We start from the raw sequence: 14,931 nt of genomic DNA on the forward strand, positions 1-14,931 counted from the left end.
TTCTCTGTATCAAGGTGCTTAAATTATGTCGCCGCCACCTCTTTTCCAGCCGGCACTTGCGTATTGACATCGGCCTTCTTCACCGACTTGCCTTTGCACAGCTTGAGAAAATAGGCGGCAAATAACTTAAAGGAGACCTCTCCGGCACAAGGCAACTCTACACCTTTGTGCCACTCAGGGTTCTTTTCGACAAAGAAGTCGATTTTCGCGTGTTTGGAGCGCATTTCATCAGTGATCTCTGCAACATTTTCCTTTAGCCTTTGGCTATCTTCGCCGAACTCCAGAAGCATTTTTTCTTTATTAAAGGACTTCTCAAACAATGTTTCACAGTAATTTCTAACGACCAACTCCAGATTTTTGCACTGACTTTTAGATTTTTTGTCAACAGGCGTATCGACTCTTGGATAATACGACAAGAAATTGTTTGCCAGCAGCAAATAGGTTTTATATCCCTTGGAGATTAGCAACCAATAGATGGGAGTCACTGGGTTGGATAGCTTTAAACCAAAAAGGTAAGTTGAAAACCTTTTATGCAATGAACGATCCCCCCAATATTGACGTTCAAGTATTGTGTCACCACTGAATACGCCGATAGACTTGCGGCCGCCGAGATTCATTTCAAATGTTTTTAACGTGCTAAACCCAACTATTCTTTTTGTCGTCTTTTCCATAAGGATGATTACGCCGTCTTTCGCAATCATATCTTGAATAAATACATCTTGTTCAACACAGTTGTAATATTTTATAAATACTGCATACATACCCAAAACTTGTTGCAGCGAGAGTTTTTCGATTAATACATATTTGGCTTCAAGACTGCTTTGCTGTTTTGCCATTGGTAGTACCTTCGCTAATTTCCTGTGATGCTGTTGACTCGAAACGACACCGGAGCATGACCCGAGTTTCAATTGAAACGAAATTTGGTGACAAAAAAATAAGATTAGTTGGCTTGGAAACGAAGTTTTCTTGAGTTGAAAAATATAGACGGAGTGTGCGCAAGGCATTGGATTGCGAAAAGGTTTAAAGGGGTCACCAAGAGGTCTTTAGCGGTCATGGTTTTGTTCAAAATCACGTTTTGTGATTGGCCTAGCAATACCGGTGCGCAGCAAACCGCATTCTCTGGAAATTGCGAAAATGGCTGCATTATGATATTCCACAACAGTGATACGATACTGGCGATGTGCTGTGGTAGACGTTTTTCTGAAGCCGAAGCAGCGGCATAGCATAAGTCGGGCTGAAACACCAAAAATACTACCGTATTTCATAATATGTTCTGTCCAAAGCTTCGGATAGATCCGAAAAATTTCACTATGTTTAGAAAAGGTATTGTGTAAACACAATATGAAAACAGGCCCTTTAGAGTTTGATTCTCCAACCATTCCTATCCTTTATGCTGCAAAATTGGTCACACTGGTTGAGGAGGAGGGCTGCAAAGTTGATGTCATTTTAAAGGACTGTGACATTAAACGCCGCTCTTTTCTTGAGCCGGAATCTAAAGTTACAACGTCTCAATTAAAAAAACTTATCCTGAAACTACAGAAAGTTTCAAACAATGAATTTCTTGCACTGGATTTAGGCAGTCACCTGAATTTTTCCTCCCATGGTCTCTCGTGCCCGAATGCGTTTCAGGGTTTGAGTATAGGGTTCATTCTCTCCGCCGGCATTGAGTATCTCAAGATTCGCTTTCCGCCGGTGAAGCTTGAACTGGATGTTACCGAAAAGTATGCCGCTATCACTATCGACGTTGTCAGGGCACTGGATGTTATCCGGATTTTTATCATCGAAGTGATTCTAAGCAGCTTTAAGCTAATGTGTGATAGATACATACAAATAGAAGAGATTGTGCTGGATTACCCTATGCCTACTTATGCCGGCAACAAGTATAACGAGAGGTTTACTACGAATATCCGTTACGATTGTGACTCGACACAAATACGATTTGAGAAAAAGTCGCTCGAGCGGCTTTATGTGCCAATTGGCCAGAAACATGAAAAGCCGGTCGGTAAACACAGTCCATCCGGGCATATTGTAAACCAGATCAGAGCAATGGTTGGTCGCGAGAAAGATGTGTTTATAAGCTTAGAACAGGTCTCCGATAAACTGGATTTGTCACCGAGAACCTGCCGGCGTCAACTCAATGCCCATGGATACTCTTTCAAACAACTGCGGGACGAAGTACTTTACTCCAAAGCCCTTCGGTATTTGCAGGAAACCGATATGCCGATGGAAGACATTGCGTTTAGTCTGGGCTACAGCGACAAAGCCAATTTTCGCAGGGCATTTCGTCGCTGGTCTGGCAAGCCGCCGAGTGCGTTTCGGAAATCAACCAAAGCTGAGGCGACCTAGCGTCAATAGGACCTGGCTCTTACCTAATACCGATATATCGGTGAACCTTCATTTTGTAAGTTGTTCGGATGCTTGTGCGGATAGTTTTTAAGAGGTGATAATGAGATTTATACTGGTTACAGCCGGCAGCTTTGGTGATGTTGTACCTTTTGTCAATATTGGCGCAGAACTGCAACGCCGGGGGCATGAGGTTAAAATTGTTGCCAGTGGCTATTTCCAGGCGCTATGTGATAGAAACGCATTGACGCTGTGTGCTTATTCAAACAAAGAAGACTACCAAAATGTTTTAGACGATCCCCGATTAGTCGATGGCCGCAAAAGTGCAAAAACCTTCGCACAGAAAGTCCTCCTGCCCGCAATTCGCCCGGTTTATGAGATTATCTTGCAGCACTATATTCCCGGCGAAACAGTCCTCTTGTCCACGGGTTTTTGTTTCGGCGCCCGCATAGCTTCTGAAAAATTCAATATCCCCCTAGCTACTGTTAAATTGGCACCCGTTCAGTTTCGATCCCTTAGCGACTTGCCTAAACACCCTTTATTTAAAAGCTGGCTGCCCGACTGGTGGCCCCGCAGTATATGGTATCTCTACGACAAGCTGATGGTCGATCCACTTATTAAATCCGCGATTAATGAAGTTAGGAGCAGCATTGGCCTATCGCCGGCACACCGCATACTGCATAAATGGTATGAATCTCCCGAGAAGGTGTTCGGCCTCGTGCCGGAGTGGTTTATGAGAATGGATAAGCACTGGCCGGCACACAGCGAACTGGTTGGATTTCCATTGCCTGCGCTAAATCAGCAGGTTTTGGACAGTGATATAGAATCTTTTTTAGACCGCCACCCCAATCCGATGATATTTACCGGAGGCACTGCTAATAAAAAGGCAAAGTCTTTTTTTTATGAGGCAGTTACAATCGCAGAACAGCTGGAAAAGCCTGCTATACTGCTCACGTTACACAAGGATATGTTACCGAAAACCCTGCCGGCATACGTAAGACATGTAGATTTTTCGCCCTTGGGTGTACTACTTGCCCGAGCCTCTATTTTGATACACCCGGGCGGTATCGGCACAATTAGCGAAGCGATAAGGGCTGGAATACCGCAGGTTATTGTACCCGTGGCCAATGATCAGTTTGATAACGGCAATCGAATAGAAGCGTTTGGACTAGGCGTCTGTATCAAACGCAAACACTTTCTGGCAGACGCTATGGTGCCAAAAGTAAAAACCGCCCTGCAGTCATTGGAAATAAGAAACCTTTGTGCTCACCGCAGCCGTATGTTGCAAAGCAATAACCTCGTATATATAGGTGATCGCATCGAAGCTTATGTTAAGAACATAGAATGCATCGCAAAATGTGCCGACTCTCCTGACGCCGGCGATGCAACGTCTGCGACCATTGCGGCAGCTAATTGAAATACAGTGCCTGTTCATGGCTTATCACCACCTATCGCCAAGAGAGATAAAATGCAATCAATACCCTACCTAAAACGGAAGTTGACGCCGGTGGAACGCTACTATGTCTGCTTTGACAGTTTTGATAAACCCAGGCATTCACCTTGCATGAACCAGATGACAATTGAAGGGGAGGGTCAGTTCTGTGAACAGGCTTGGAGGGATGCAGTCGCCATTGCCTCCAAGGCAAACAGTTCCAGCCGACTGCGGATGGTCGGAAAATTAGGGATGACGCGGTGGGTGGTTCAAGGCGACACCGCACCGATAAGAGTTATCGACGGCTCGCAGTGGAATGGGCTTGGCAGCGATGGTTGCCACTTCGAACCATGCGGAAGATTAATGATAAAGCCAATAGAAAACGTTTAAATAATGGCCGCTTTCGCTTCAATGACCTGATATCCAACCTCGGGTTGTTACCCCTGGACAGCTATGCGGGCGGTGGTTTTACAGCAAAGACCTGCTTCTTTATACCGGCCGAGGAGAGCGCCATACCGATGTTTTTCACCTTGGCCGGCTCTGCCCAGGGTGTGGATCTTGCGCTGCGAATGCCTGCAAGTTTAGCGACTGAAAACCGTGCGGCGCAGGCTCTGGATTTCGTGGCTGATTTTGTCAGGTGTAGCCAGTCCGGTCGAGCCAGTCAGATACCGTAGTGCTCGCACTTCTCTATAGCTTCTCGCCATCTACATCGTCGATCACCCCTTCAATAGCCTGGATATCATCCATGATGCCGCGGGCGGCATCCATGGCATCCATGCGCCCGATATTCTCTGTTATGGCGTCTTGTAGCGCATCCCGTGCCTCATCAAATTTTCCCTCCTCTTGCAATCTGTCAGACTCCTCTAAGGCGTCCTCATAGGCCTGCTCGTGTTGCTGCACCTGGTCGCGCAGGTCTTGCAAACTTTCCTCCAGGCCATCAAGCACCGTCTCCGCCTCATCCAAGAAGTCGTTAATAGCCTGGGCTGCGGCAAAACCGGCATCGGCATCCCCGCCATCCGCCTCGCTGCCGTCTTCACCGAGATCACTGTCGGAGGGTTCTGACAGCCCCCTGCCACGGTCACCTTCACCCCCCTCGCCCGAGGCGGCAAGCCCGGTCGGGTCTTTGAGAGACACAGGATTATTGAATCCATACGTGTAGCGATTAAGCCCAACGCCATCCGCCAGGGGGGCTGACGGGTCCGCCGATATAAAGCGGGCCAGCACCGGGTCGTAATACCGCGTATTTAACAACATCGACCCGCCCCCCTGCGGACGCTCGCCGATAAAGCGGTGGGACTCCATTGTTTCGCCAGCCAACACCGTGTTAAATCCATAGACATCCAGCACCAGAATCAGCGCAAGTATACGCATCTGTTTTAATCCTTGATTGAGTAGTGTTAGACAGGGAACTGTAGGGCTTGCCGGTGGCTACGTCGTCTCACTCGATCGAGAAAAACACCCTATTTCCGGTTTTTTTGACACAGTTGACACACTGGCCTGTATTTCATTTCACCGAAGTAAACCTGTTGCCCTTCGCGCCAGTCAGAAAATACTTTCACCTCGGTGGCACTTAGGTCTCAATCCGGGCATAGTCCTTCGGGACCTTCGCCAGCAAGGATGCAGGCGCAGAGCCTACAGGGGTGGAGCGGGCATCAGCGAAGCACTGCTTCGCTCCGCGGAACGACCGAAATCCATGATTTCGGGCCGGGCCCGCTTGCGGGTATAAATCGGGGGGCGCCTAGCCCGTGTCCCGAAGGACTATGCCCGGGTTGAGAGCGGGCTGGTTAAGGGAACCAAAACCCGTTTTGAGGTAAAAGATTTACTGGTCAGAGCACTAGACTCCAACATAGCGTAATATTGCCCAAAAGATGAGAGGACTCCCCATGTTGAACGTGAATCCACCGGCCGACTCGGTACTGGACCTGATTGGCAACACCCCGATGGTGCGGGTCAACCGCCTGGATACCGGTCCCTGCGCACTCTACCTGAAACTGGAAAGCCAAAACCCCGGCGGCTCCATCAAAGACCGTATCGGCCTGTCCATGATCAATGCCGCCGAAGCCGAGGGCCTGATCAAACCGGGCGGCACCCTGGTAGAGGCGACCGCCGGCAACACCGGCCTGGGGCTGGCCCTGGTGGCCTACCAAAAAGGCTACAAGCTGAAGCTGGTCATCCCCGATAAGATGAGCCGCGACAAAATCATGCACCTGCAGGCCATGGGGGTGGAAGTGGTGCTCACCCGCTCCGACGTCGGCAAGGGCCACCCGGAGTACTACCAGGATATGGCCGAGCGCATCGCCGCAGAAACCCCCAACGCTTTCTTTATCAACCAGTTCGGCAATCCGGCCAACGTACTGGCGCATGAAACCACCACCGGCCCGGAAATCTGGGCACAGATGCAAGCCGATGTGGACGCCTTTGTGGCCGGCGTGGGCTCCGGCGGCACCGTGACCGGCAACGGTCGCTTCCTGAAACAGAAGAACCCGGACATCGATATCATTCTCGCCGACCCCGAGGGTTCGGTACTGGCCGAGGCGGTGGCGACCGGCACTCCCGCCAAAGAGGTGGGCAGTTGGGTGGTGGAGGGCATCGGCGAAGACTTCGTGCCGGATATTCTCGACCTGTCACTGGTGGACAAAGCCTACAGCATTCCCGATCGCGAAGCGCTGGCGGTGGTGCGCGAACTGCTGTTGAAAGAGGGTATTCTCGCCGGCACCAGCTCCGGCACCCTGATTGCCGCAGCGCTGCGCTACTGCCGCGCCCAGACCACCCCCAAGCGGGTAGTGACCTTTGTCTGCGACACCGGCAATAAATATCTCTCCAAGGCCTACAACGACTATTGGATGAAAGATCACGGCTTTCTGCAAAAGGAAACGTTCGGCGACCTGCGGGACTTTATCTCTCACCACTACGCCAGTCACGACGTTGTCACTTTACGCCCCAACGACACACTGATGGCCGCCTACGGCAAAATGAAACTCTACGAAGTTTCGCAATTGCCGGTGGTCGCGGAGGACGGCAGACTGGCCGGTATTCTCGACGAGACCGATGTGCTGCTGGCGGTAAAGTCGCAGGAGGATCACTTCGGCGACCCGGTGGCGGGCACCATGAGCCAAAACCTGAAAACCGTACCGCCCACGGCCAAACTGGACGACTTGATTCCGCTGTTCGACAAGGGCATGGTACCGATTATCGCCGACGACCAACAATTCTACGGTCTGATCACCCGCATCGATGTCATCAACCACCTGCGCGAAGAGCTGGGCCATTAATCCCTGAGGAACCACCATGTCAGACAGCAGTAAGCGGCGCGGTTTCGCCACCCGCGCCATCCACGCGGGCCAGGCCCCGGACCCGTCCACCGGCGCCATCATGACCCCCATTTATGCCACCTCCACCTACGTGCAGGACAGTCCCGGCGTGCACAAGGGGTATGAATATTCCCGCTCTCACAACCCGACCCGCTTCGCCTACGAACGCTGTCTTGCCGATCTGGAAAACGGCGTCGCCGGCTTTGCCTTCGCCTCGGGTCTGGCGGCGGAGAACACCGCGCTCGATTTACTCGCCAGCCATTTGCCCCCGCACCGAAACCAGGTGATCGCCATGGACGATCTCTACGGCGGCACCTACCGGTTGTTTAAACAAGTGCGGGAGAAAAACTCGAACCTGACGTTTGAGTTTGTCGACCTGAGCCAACCCGACAAGCTGGCAGCGGCCATTACCGACAACACCGGTATGATCTGGGTGGAATCGCCCACCAATCCGTTGCTGAAGCTGGCGGACTTGGCGGCCGTTGCGGAACTTGCCAGGCCGCGGGGTATCTTGACGCTGTGCGACAACACTTTCGCCTCGCCCTACTTCCAGCGGCCTCTGGATCACGGCTTCGATCTGGTGCTGCACTCCGCCACCAAGTATCTCAACGGCCACTCCGATATGGTCGGCGGCGCCCTGGTGACGGCCGATGCGGCACTGGCGGAACAGCTCGCGTTCCTGCAAAACGCCACCGGTGCCGTGGCCGGTCCGTTCGACAGTTTTATGGTGCTGCGCAGCCTGAAAACCCTGCCGCTGCGCATGCAGCGCCACGCCGAAAATGCCTTGGCGCTGGCGCAATGGCTCGAATCCCATCCGCAAGTGGAAAAGGTGATTTACCCCGGGCTGCCCAGCCATCCGCAGCACAACCTGGCGCGGCGGCAGATGAGCGGCTTTTCGGGTATGGTGACGCTGCTGCTGAAGGGCGGCTTGGACACCTCGCGGGCCTTTCTCGAAAAGCTGGAGCTGTTCGCCCTGGCCGAGAGCCTCGGCGGTGTCGAAAGCCTGGTGGACCACCCCGCCATTATGACCCACGCCTCAGTTCCCGAGGCCCAGCGCCGGGCCCTGGGGATTATGGACAACCTGGTGCGCTTGAGCGTCGGGGTGGAAGACCTGGAGGATTTGCGCCGGGACCTGGCCCAGGCGTTAGGTTAAAGGTCTGGGGCGTCCCCTTTTCACGTTATTGCCGGACGGCACTGCGCGGTCGCGGCTGTTATTTGCAACTAGAACCGGGTATCGCACCCGGCCAATACCACCGGCGGAAGCTACTGATATGAATCCGATATTTCGCACTGCCACCGCTGCCGACAAGGCCGCACTGATGGATTTGATGCCGCGGCTGGCAGACTTCGACGTGCCCGCCCACCGCAACCCTAAAGACCTCTGGCGCGGCGACGCCGACATGCTGGCAGCGCATCTGGCGGGGACGAGAGACGATTGCTTTTGTCGCCTGGCCACTGACAGCAACGGCCAGCTATTGGGTTTTATCCTGGTCAGCCTCTGCGAAGAGCTGCTGAGCCATGAGCCCAGCGCTCACGTCGAGGCGCTGGCCGTGACCCGCGATGCCCAGGGCCGCGGTATCGGCCGGCAGTTGCTGGAAGACGCCGAGCGTTGCGCGCAGGAGCGAGGCGCGCTGAGCATGTCACTGCATGTCTTCGGCAACAATACCCGCGCCCGCGGGCTCTACGCGCGCCAGGGCTATGACGAAGAGCTGATCCGCTGCAGTAAGCCGCTGGAGTAATCCCGGCGCCACTCAGGCAAATTTCGGCAGCCGTAAATCCCAGATAATTGCCGCGCCGCGCAGCCCCAGGGCACAGCCCATCGCCACCAGCAGCGCGGTGGTCTCGGCAATGCCCAGGCTGTGCAAACCGAGGTAGACAAGAGCCCCCAGGGCACAGGCGGTGACGTAGATCTCCGGCCCCAGCAACACCGGGTTTTGATTGAGAATGACATCGCGCAGCAGCGAACCAAACGTGGGGGTGATCACGCCCATGGTAACGGCAACGATCGGCGGCACCCCGAGGCTGAGGGCCTTGGCGGTGCCGGCCACACAAAACAGCGCCATGCCGACCGCATCCATCCATACCAGCAAACTGTGCCTGGCGGCGATAAAGCGGTTGAAGAAGTAAGTGGCTACGGACCCCAGCAGACAGCCCCACAGATACAGCGTATCGCCGATCCAGAACACAGGGGCGTCCAGAATAAGGTCACGCAGGGTGCCGCCGCCAATACCGGTGACCGTGCCGATCAACATAAACGAGACGATATCCAGGTTGCGCTCGGCCGCTGCCAGGGCACCGCTGATGGCGAAGACCAGGCCCGCCGACAGGCCCACCAGGTACATAAGTTGTTCTATTGCCAACGACTGAAATTCCCCCGTCTTTGTCGCCGCTGTCCCGATGCGGTTAGCGCCCTATATCCATTGCGCCCATGATACCGCTTACTCAAGCACAATTTATCGGCCCCCGTATTTCTATGGAACTTGATTAAGAATACCGGGGGTAGGTCTGCCGCTGGGTGGGGCTCTCAGAAACTCTCGACAGCAGGGATGCTGTCGAGACCAACAGTAGGCGCTTTAGGCGAGTCCCCAGGGAGGGGTTCACGACGTGTTTCTGAGAGCCCCACCCAGCGGCAGGCCGTTCAATTGGCACCGTCTCTACTTAGGCGCCTCTCTTTAGTGCGCGCTATTCCATCCTCAAAAGCACAGCGTAAATTAAATATCTTGTTCTCTCTCCGGCGCATCGGCGGCGATAATTTCAGTTGTCACCTGCTGCACCACTTTTACCCGCCCCGCCTGCACCAGGGCGTCGCGCAGGACATACTCGATCTGCGCATTGACGCTGCGCAGCTCATCGTCGGCCCAGCGTTGCATAGCCGCCAGCACATCGGCGTGAATTCGCAAAGGATAGGCTTTTTTTGCCACCGTTGAATACCCGAAGCTGTTTAGTTGTATAGCGTTCCCGCATTTACAACCGGTTGTGTGTTTTGGTCGCCGCAGAGCACCACCATCAGGTTGCTGACCATCGCCGCCTTGCGCTCCTCGTCCAGTTCAACCACGTTTTGCTGCTTCAACTTCTCCAGCGCCAGTTCCACCATACCCACGGCGCCCTCGACGATCTTATGCCGGGCCGCCACTATGGCGCCGGCCTGCTGCCGCTGCAGCATGGCCTGGGCGATTTCCGGGGCGTAGGCGAGGTGACTGATGCGCGCCTCGATCACATCGACGCCGGCCTTGTCGAGGCGGGCCCGGATTTCCTTACGGGCCAGTTCGGCAATATCCTTGGCGTTGCCGCGCAGGCAAATCTCCTCGGCCTCGTGATTGTCGTAGGGGTAGCGGGTAGCGAGATTGCGGATGGCGGCCTCACTCTGGATGGTGACGAATTCCTCGTAGTCATCCACCTCGAATACCGCCTCGGCGGTATCCACCACCCGCCACACCACCACGGCGGCAATCTCAATGGGATTGCCGTTCTTGTCGTTGACCTTGAGCTTGCCGCTCTCGAAATTGCGCACCCGCAGCGATACTTTGGTTTTACTGTACAGCGGATTGGCCCAGCGCAGACCGGCGCTGCGGTCGGTGCCGGCATACTTGCCGAACAATTGCATCACCTTGCCCTGGTTGGGGTGCACCATATACAACCCGAACCAGCAGATAAGCACAATGATGGTCACTACGACGGCGACCAGGTTCCAAAACGCCGGCATGGTCACAATTGCCCATACTGAAGCCACCTGCAGTACCAACAGCACAACAATCATGCTGTAGCCAGAGGTGCTGGAAGCCTTTTTTTCTTTTATCATGACGGATCTCCTTTGCATCTCAATGATATCAATTTGATATCATTGAGATGCATTCAAGCATACTGCGACAAAAAAGGCAATAACAGGAGCGGCATGATGCAAGAGAGGCAGATGAGAGGGCGGGCAGACAAAGAAACCGGCACAGTCGCAGAAAAGAAAACCGCAAAGTGAACGCCCATAAAAAAAGCAAGGCCCCTGGCCTTGCTTTCGATATTCTGCGCGTACGCGGGAATACAGTGGGCGATCCACCCGGATCAACCCGCCCCTAACAATCCCGGGGCCAATCCTTATCTTTCTAAAGGTACGATCTTATAACGGTACGATATTTTCCGCTTGCGGGCCCTTTTGGCCTTGGGTAACGGTGAACTGGACCTTTTGGCCTTCGGCCAAGGTTTTGAAACCGCTGCCTTGGATGGCGCTGAAGTGGGCGAATACGTCAGGACCATTTTCCTGCTCAATGAAACCGAAGCCTTTGCTGTCGTTGAACCATTTAACGGTTCCAGTAGTAGTGTCAGACATAGTTATATCCATTCAAATCAATAGTCAGATAGCCTCTCGCGAGACCGGTTTTAGCTGAGAAGAGTTGGGATTACTTATGAAGAACTAGGACGATGTACTACATATGGAACGTCGTAATGGTAGAACATAAATATAGGCCGTACTTTCTAGCTGCGACTATTGTTATACCCAGCGGCTATAAAGTCAAAGCCTGATTGCACTTTTCAAATTTATTTCATCGCTGCATTCGGGTAACCACCCCAAAATTGCCGCCGGTAAGTACGGTGAGTGAGCGTTTGCCAGGGCCCGGAGCCGCTAACCGCCGGGTGTATAGCCGTGCCAGCCGCCGGCAGCCAACAAAGTCCATCCCGGCCACCACAGGCGACGGGCGATACGCCCAGCCGGTGAGCCGTGGGCAATATTCGGCTCCGTCAGCCGAGCCGGCGGGCGGCCGCTTTGCACTCGCGCCTGCGATTGGCCCGGAGTATCCGCACTACAGATGAGGGAAATACCAGGCAATGCCGACCGACCCGGTAAGGTAAACGGACACCACGGGCCCGCCCCCAGGCAGTTTGCAGCAACGGCAAAATAGGGTGTATGGCCCCCTGAAAACACTTAGAATCGGCGGGCAGATATTCTCTCGATAAACCCGCCAGACAGAGGCATCTATGGTCCGTTTGTTACTCGCGCTCCTCAGTATCAGTTTTCTTTCTCCGATCTACGCCAGTACAGCATCCATTGCGGATTTCACCCGCGACATGATCCATCGACCCGGATTATTTGATCTCTACTATCACCGGACCACCGGCAAGGTCTATCTTACGGTCCGCGACACGCGCCAGCCGTTCCTGTTTCAAAGCAGTCTTCCCCAGGGCGTGGGTTCCAACGATATCGGCCTCGACCGCGGGCAACTGGGCGAGACCCGCCTGGTGCGCTTTGAACACTACGGCGACAAAGTACTGCTCAAACAACTCAACACCCGTTTTCGCGCCGGCAGTGGCAACCCGGCCGAGCGCACCAGCGTCGATGAGGCATTTGCCGATTCGGTGATCGCCGGCCTGCCGGTAGTGGCGCAGGGCGGTGAGCAGTTGCTGGTGGACTACACCGATTTCCTGTTGTCGGATATTCACCGCATCGCCGATCGCCTGACGAAGACCAAACAGGGCACCTACAAGCCCGACCCGCAGCGCAGCGGCGTGCACCTGCCGCGCACCAAGGCGTTTCCGGACAACACGGAACTGGAGGCCCTGGTAACCTTCGCCGGCACCAAACCCGGCGCCTACGTCAAGCAGGTGACACCGCAGCCGCAAAGCATTTCCGTGCATCTGCACCACTCGCTGATTCGACTCCCGGACGACGGCTACCAGCCCCGGCGCTTCCATCCCTACTCGGGATTCTGGAGTCTGGAACACCTCGATTACGCGGTACCCATCGAAGCACCGATGGCACAGCGCTTTATTCCCCGCCACCGGTTGCAAAAGCGCAATCCGCAGGCCGAGCGCAGCGATCCAGTCGAACCTATTGTCTATTACCTGGACCCCGGTCTGCCGCCTGCCATCAAACAGGCCCTGCGCGACGGTGCCCTGTGGTGGGATGCCGCGTTTGCCGCTATCGGTTACAACAACGCCTTTCAAGTTCGGGACCTGCCTGCCGACGCCGATCCCATGGATGTCCGTTACAACGTTATCCAGTGGGTACATCGGGCCACCCGCGGCTGGTCCTACGGCACCTCGGTGGTCGATCCCCGCACCGGCGAAATTATCAAGGGCCACGTCACCCTGGGCTCGCTGCGGGTGCGCCACGACTATTTGATTGCCCTGGGTTTGACCAGTCCGTTCAGCGGTGAAAATACGGTTACCGAGACGCAGAAACAGATGGCGCTGGCACGTATTCGCCAGCTATCGGCCCACGAGGTCGGCCACACGCTGGGTATCGCCCATAACTTCGCCGCCAGTGAAAACGAGCGCGCCTCCGTGATGGACTATCCACACCCATTACTCAGCCTGCAAAACGGTCGCGTTTCGCTACAAAATGCCTACGCGAGCGGAACCGGCGCCTGGGACAACTACGTTATCGCCTACGGCTATCAGGACTACCCCGACGCCGAGCGGGAACAGGCCGGCCTGCTGGCGTTGATGCAACAGGCCCGCGACAGCGGCCTGGCCTACCAGTCCGACCCGGATGCAAGGGGCGCCGGCGCCGCCAACTCACAGGGGCACCTGTGGGACAACGGCGCCGATCCCCTGGCAGAGCTGCAACGCCTGTTCGATATCCGCCGGGTGGCGCTGGCGAACTTCGGTATCAACAGCATTCCGGCGGGCACGCCGCTGGCCAATCTGGAAGAAAGTCTTGCGCCTATCTATTTACTGCACCGCTACCAGGCCGAGGCCGTGGCCAAGCTGGTCGGCGGCGTAACTTACCAATACGAACTCAAAGGCGATTATCCGTCTCCGCAGGGGATACAGGTGGTAGCCCCGGAGCGACAGCTACAGGCGGTCGACGCCCTGATCAGCATTGTCTCGCCGGAGTTCCTGGCCATACCGGAGCCGCTGCAGCAGTTGATCGTGCCCAAGGCCTACGGCGACAAGCGCACCCGGGAGAGTTTTCACAGTCGCAGCGGCATTACGTTCGATCCGGTCAGCGCCGGCGAGGCGGCGGCCGGCCATGCCCTGTCGCTGCTGTTGCAACCGCAGCGGTTGAACCGGGTGGCACAGCAACACAGTGTCGACGCCGCGCAACCGGGCGTGGCGATATTGGTAGAGCGATTGTTGGAGCAAACGCTGAAAAGTGGTGGCGGCAGAAAGTCACCGGCCCACCCGCTGAAATACCGTCTCGACCACGTCGTGCTGAACGCCCTGGTGCAGTTACTCGAGCGCAACACACTGGCCCCGGAAGTAAAAGCGGCGGTGTACTACCGGTTGATGCAACTGCCGCGCTGGCTGAAAAAAGATTCGAGAAACCCACAAAAGGCGGCCATGGCACAACAGCTCGAAATTTACTTTGAGAGCGGCAAGTGGAAAGGTGAATTCGAGGTATTGAAGTTGCCGCCGGGGTCGCCGATTTAGAAAACGACCGCCGCCAAGCCATTCACCCGGATACCACACCGGTGCGACATAAACTGGTGCAGTATCCAAACAGGTTAGATGAATGATGCAATCCCCTTTGGAAGACAGGCGGTAAAAACGCGTTAGCCCCTATCAGCGGTATGCATCAATGCCAGGAGGGAAGCTGACCTGTTTAGGCAGCCTCCTCCTCTGCTGCAACAGCGTCCTCATACTGGCTGGCCAGACTGCCGGTGCCGGCTAAAGCTGTGGCCCCCGCCTCTCCAGAGACCGGGGCTCCCTCAGCCGGCGCCTGCTCGCTGTTCTCCTCACCCGTCTGCTGCTCCTCCTTCAACTCAACGTGACTGTAATCCTCCTCTGCCGGGGGCGCCTGCTCGATGGTCTGACCGGTGTCCGTCACCTGCACACCCTCACCGTCATAGCGCAGGTCAAACACCTGGCCACTGTCGTCCACCATCGCAAACGGAGTGGCCTCTGCCTCATAAA

Annotated in this window: 14 protein-coding genes; 7 read left to right on the forward strand and 7 right to left on the reverse strand. The window is 55.1% G+C overall.

Annotated features, from left to right (window positions below; genetic code table 11):
- Positions 1–23: 23 nt before the first annotated feature.
- Positions 24–836: a hypothetical protein gene (locus FKG94_RS27135; protein ID WP_142930094.1), complete on the reverse strand. Its 813-nt coding sequence runs from the start codon at positions 834–836 to the stop codon at positions 24–26.
- 505 nt (positions 837–1,341) lie between these two features.
- On the opposite strand from FKG94_RS27135, the gene FKG94_RS27140 reads away from it, so the two are divergent.
- The 3 genes from FKG94_RS27140 (at position 1,342) to FKG94_RS27150 (ending at position 4,449) form a co-directional block, all read left to right on the forward strand.
- Complete coding sequence (locus FKG94_RS27140) at positions 1,342–2,346, forward strand: AraC family transcriptional regulator (protein WP_142930095.1); 1,005 nt, start codon at positions 1,342–1,344, stop codon at positions 2,344–2,346.
- A 100-nt stretch (positions 2,347–2,446) separates the two neighbouring features.
- Positions 2,447–3,760: a glycosyltransferase gene (locus tag FKG94_RS27145; protein ID WP_142930096.1), complete on the forward strand. Its 1,314-nt coding sequence runs from the start codon at positions 2,447–2,449 to the stop codon at positions 3,758–3,760.
- 350 nt (positions 3,761–4,110) lie between these two features.
- Positions 4,111–4,449 carry a hypothetical protein gene (locus tag FKG94_RS27150; protein WP_142930097.1) on the forward strand — a complete coding sequence of 113 codons (339 nt, stop codon included), beginning with the start codon at positions 4,111–4,113 and terminating at the stop codon, positions 4,447–4,449.
- Between the two features lie 13 nt (positions 4,450–4,462).
- Here the strand turns inward: FKG94_RS27150 and FKG94_RS27155 are convergent, their stop codons facing one another.
- Positions 4,463–5,146, reverse strand: a complete 684-nt coding sequence (locus tag FKG94_RS27155; RefSeq protein ID WP_142930098.1) for an RHS repeat-associated core domain-containing protein — start codon at positions 5,144–5,146, stop codon at positions 4,463–4,465.
- Between the two features lie 512 nt (positions 5,147–5,658).
- Between FKG94_RS27155 and FKG94_RS27160 the strand changes: the two genes are divergently transcribed.
- The 3 genes from FKG94_RS27160 to FKG94_RS27170 all read left to right on the forward strand — a co-directional run bounded on the left by FKG94_RS27160 (position 5,659) and on the right by FKG94_RS27170 (position 8,825).
- Entirely contained in the window at positions 5,659–7,047 is a 1,389-nt protein-coding gene (locus FKG94_RS27160; RefSeq protein WP_142930099.1) for a pyridoxal-phosphate dependent enzyme, read from the forward strand.
- A gap of 16 nt (positions 7,048–7,063) precedes the next feature.
- Complete coding sequence (locus FKG94_RS27165) at positions 7,064–8,239, forward strand: trans-sulfuration enzyme family protein (protein ID WP_142930100.1); 1,176 nt, start codon at positions 7,064–7,066, stop codon at positions 8,237–8,239.
- Positions 8,240–8,357: 118 nt separating this feature from the next.
- The gene (locus tag FKG94_RS27170) at positions 8,358–8,825 is read left to right on the forward strand and encodes a GNAT family N-acetyltransferase (RefSeq protein WP_142930101.1); all 468 of its coding nucleotides are present in this window, start codon (positions 8,358–8,360) and stop codon (positions 8,823–8,825) included.
- Positions 8,826–8,837: 12 nt separating this feature from the next.
- Here the strand turns inward: FKG94_RS27170 and FKG94_RS27175 are convergent, their stop codons facing one another.
- The 4 genes from FKG94_RS27175 to FKG94_RS27190 form a co-directional block, all read right to left on the reverse strand.
- On the reverse strand, positions 8,838–9,446 hold the full coding sequence (locus FKG94_RS27175; RefSeq protein WP_246125440.1) for a trimeric intracellular cation channel family protein: 609 nt from the start codon (positions 9,444–9,446) through the stop codon (positions 8,838–8,840).
- Positions 9,447–9,797: 351 nt separating this feature from the next.
- A complete protein-coding gene (locus tag FKG94_RS27180) occupies positions 9,798–10,007 on the reverse strand; it encodes a type II toxin-antitoxin system antitoxin (RefSeq protein WP_142930102.1) in 210 nt (69 codons plus the stop codon).
- 20 nt (positions 10,008–10,027) lie between these two features.
- Positions 10,028–10,885, reverse strand: coding sequence for an SPFH domain-containing protein (locus FKG94_RS27185; protein ID WP_142930103.1), 858 nt, complete (start codon positions 10,883–10,885; stop codon positions 10,028–10,030).
- 309 nt (positions 10,886–11,194) lie between these two features.
- Positions 11,195–11,404 (reverse strand): cold-shock protein, encoded by a 210-nt coding sequence (locus tag FKG94_RS27190; RefSeq protein WP_142930104.1) that lies wholly within the window; start codon positions 11,402–11,404, stop codon positions 11,195–11,197.
- A 647-nt stretch (positions 11,405–12,051) separates the two neighbouring features.
- Here FKG94_RS27190 and FKG94_RS27195 point away from each other — a divergent pair.
- Positions 12,052–14,448: a zinc-dependent metalloprotease gene (locus FKG94_RS27195; protein WP_142930105.1), complete on the forward strand. Its 2,397-nt coding sequence runs from the start codon at positions 12,052–12,054 to the stop codon at positions 14,446–14,448.
- A 172-nt stretch (positions 14,449–14,620) separates the two neighbouring features.
- On the opposite strand, the gene FKG94_RS28855 is transcribed toward FKG94_RS27195, so the two are convergent.
- Positions 14,621–14,931 (reverse strand): hypothetical protein (locus FKG94_RS28855; protein ID WP_179957835.1); only part of this gene is annotated, 311 nt, incomplete at its 5' end.

The sequence above is a fragment of the Exilibacterium tricleocarpae genome (assembly GCF_007004655.1).
Classification (GTDB): domain Bacteria; phylum Pseudomonadota; class Gammaproteobacteria; order Pseudomonadales; family Cellvibrionaceae; genus Exilibacterium; species Exilibacterium tricleocarpae.

Bases quoted from the DNA above. Each gene is read 5' to 3' on its own strand.
- FKG94_RS27140 (WP_142930095.1), top strand. From the start codon at position 1,342: ATGAAAACAGGCCCTTTAGAGTTTGATTCTCCAACCATTCCTATCCTT.
- FKG94_RS27135 (WP_142930094.1), bottom strand. From the start codon at position 836: ATGGCAAAACAGCAAAGCAGTCTTGAAGCCAAATATGTATTAATCGAA.
- FKG94_RS27195 (WP_142930105.1), top strand. From the start codon at position 12,052: ATGGTCCGTTTGTTACTCGCGCTCCTCAGTATCAGTTTTCTTTCTCCG.
- FKG94_RS27165 (WP_142930100.1), top strand. From the start codon at position 7,064: ATGTCAGACAGCAGTAAGCGGCGCGGTTTCGCCACCCGCGCCATCCAC.
- FKG94_RS27190 (WP_142930104.1), bottom strand. From the start codon at position 11,404: ATGTCTGACACTACTACTGGAACCGTTAAATGGTTCAACGACAGCAAA.
- FKG94_RS27170 (WP_142930101.1), top strand. From the start codon at position 8,358: ATGAATCCGATATTTCGCACTGCCACCGCTGCCGACAAGGCCGCACTG.
- FKG94_RS27185 (WP_142930103.1), bottom strand. From the start codon at position 10,885: ATGATAAAAGAAAAAAAGGCTTCCAGCACCTCTGGCTACAGCATGATT.
- FKG94_RS27155 (WP_142930098.1), bottom strand. From the start codon at position 5,146: ATGCGTATACTTGCGCTGATTCTGGTGCTGGATGTCTATGGATTTAAC.
- FKG94_RS27145 (WP_142930096.1), top strand. From the start codon at position 2,447: ATGAGATTTATACTGGTTACAGCCGGCAGCTTTGGTGATGTTGTACCT.
- FKG94_RS27160 (WP_142930099.1), top strand. From the start codon at position 5,659: ATGTTGAACGTGAATCCACCGGCCGACTCGGTACTGGACCTGATTGGC.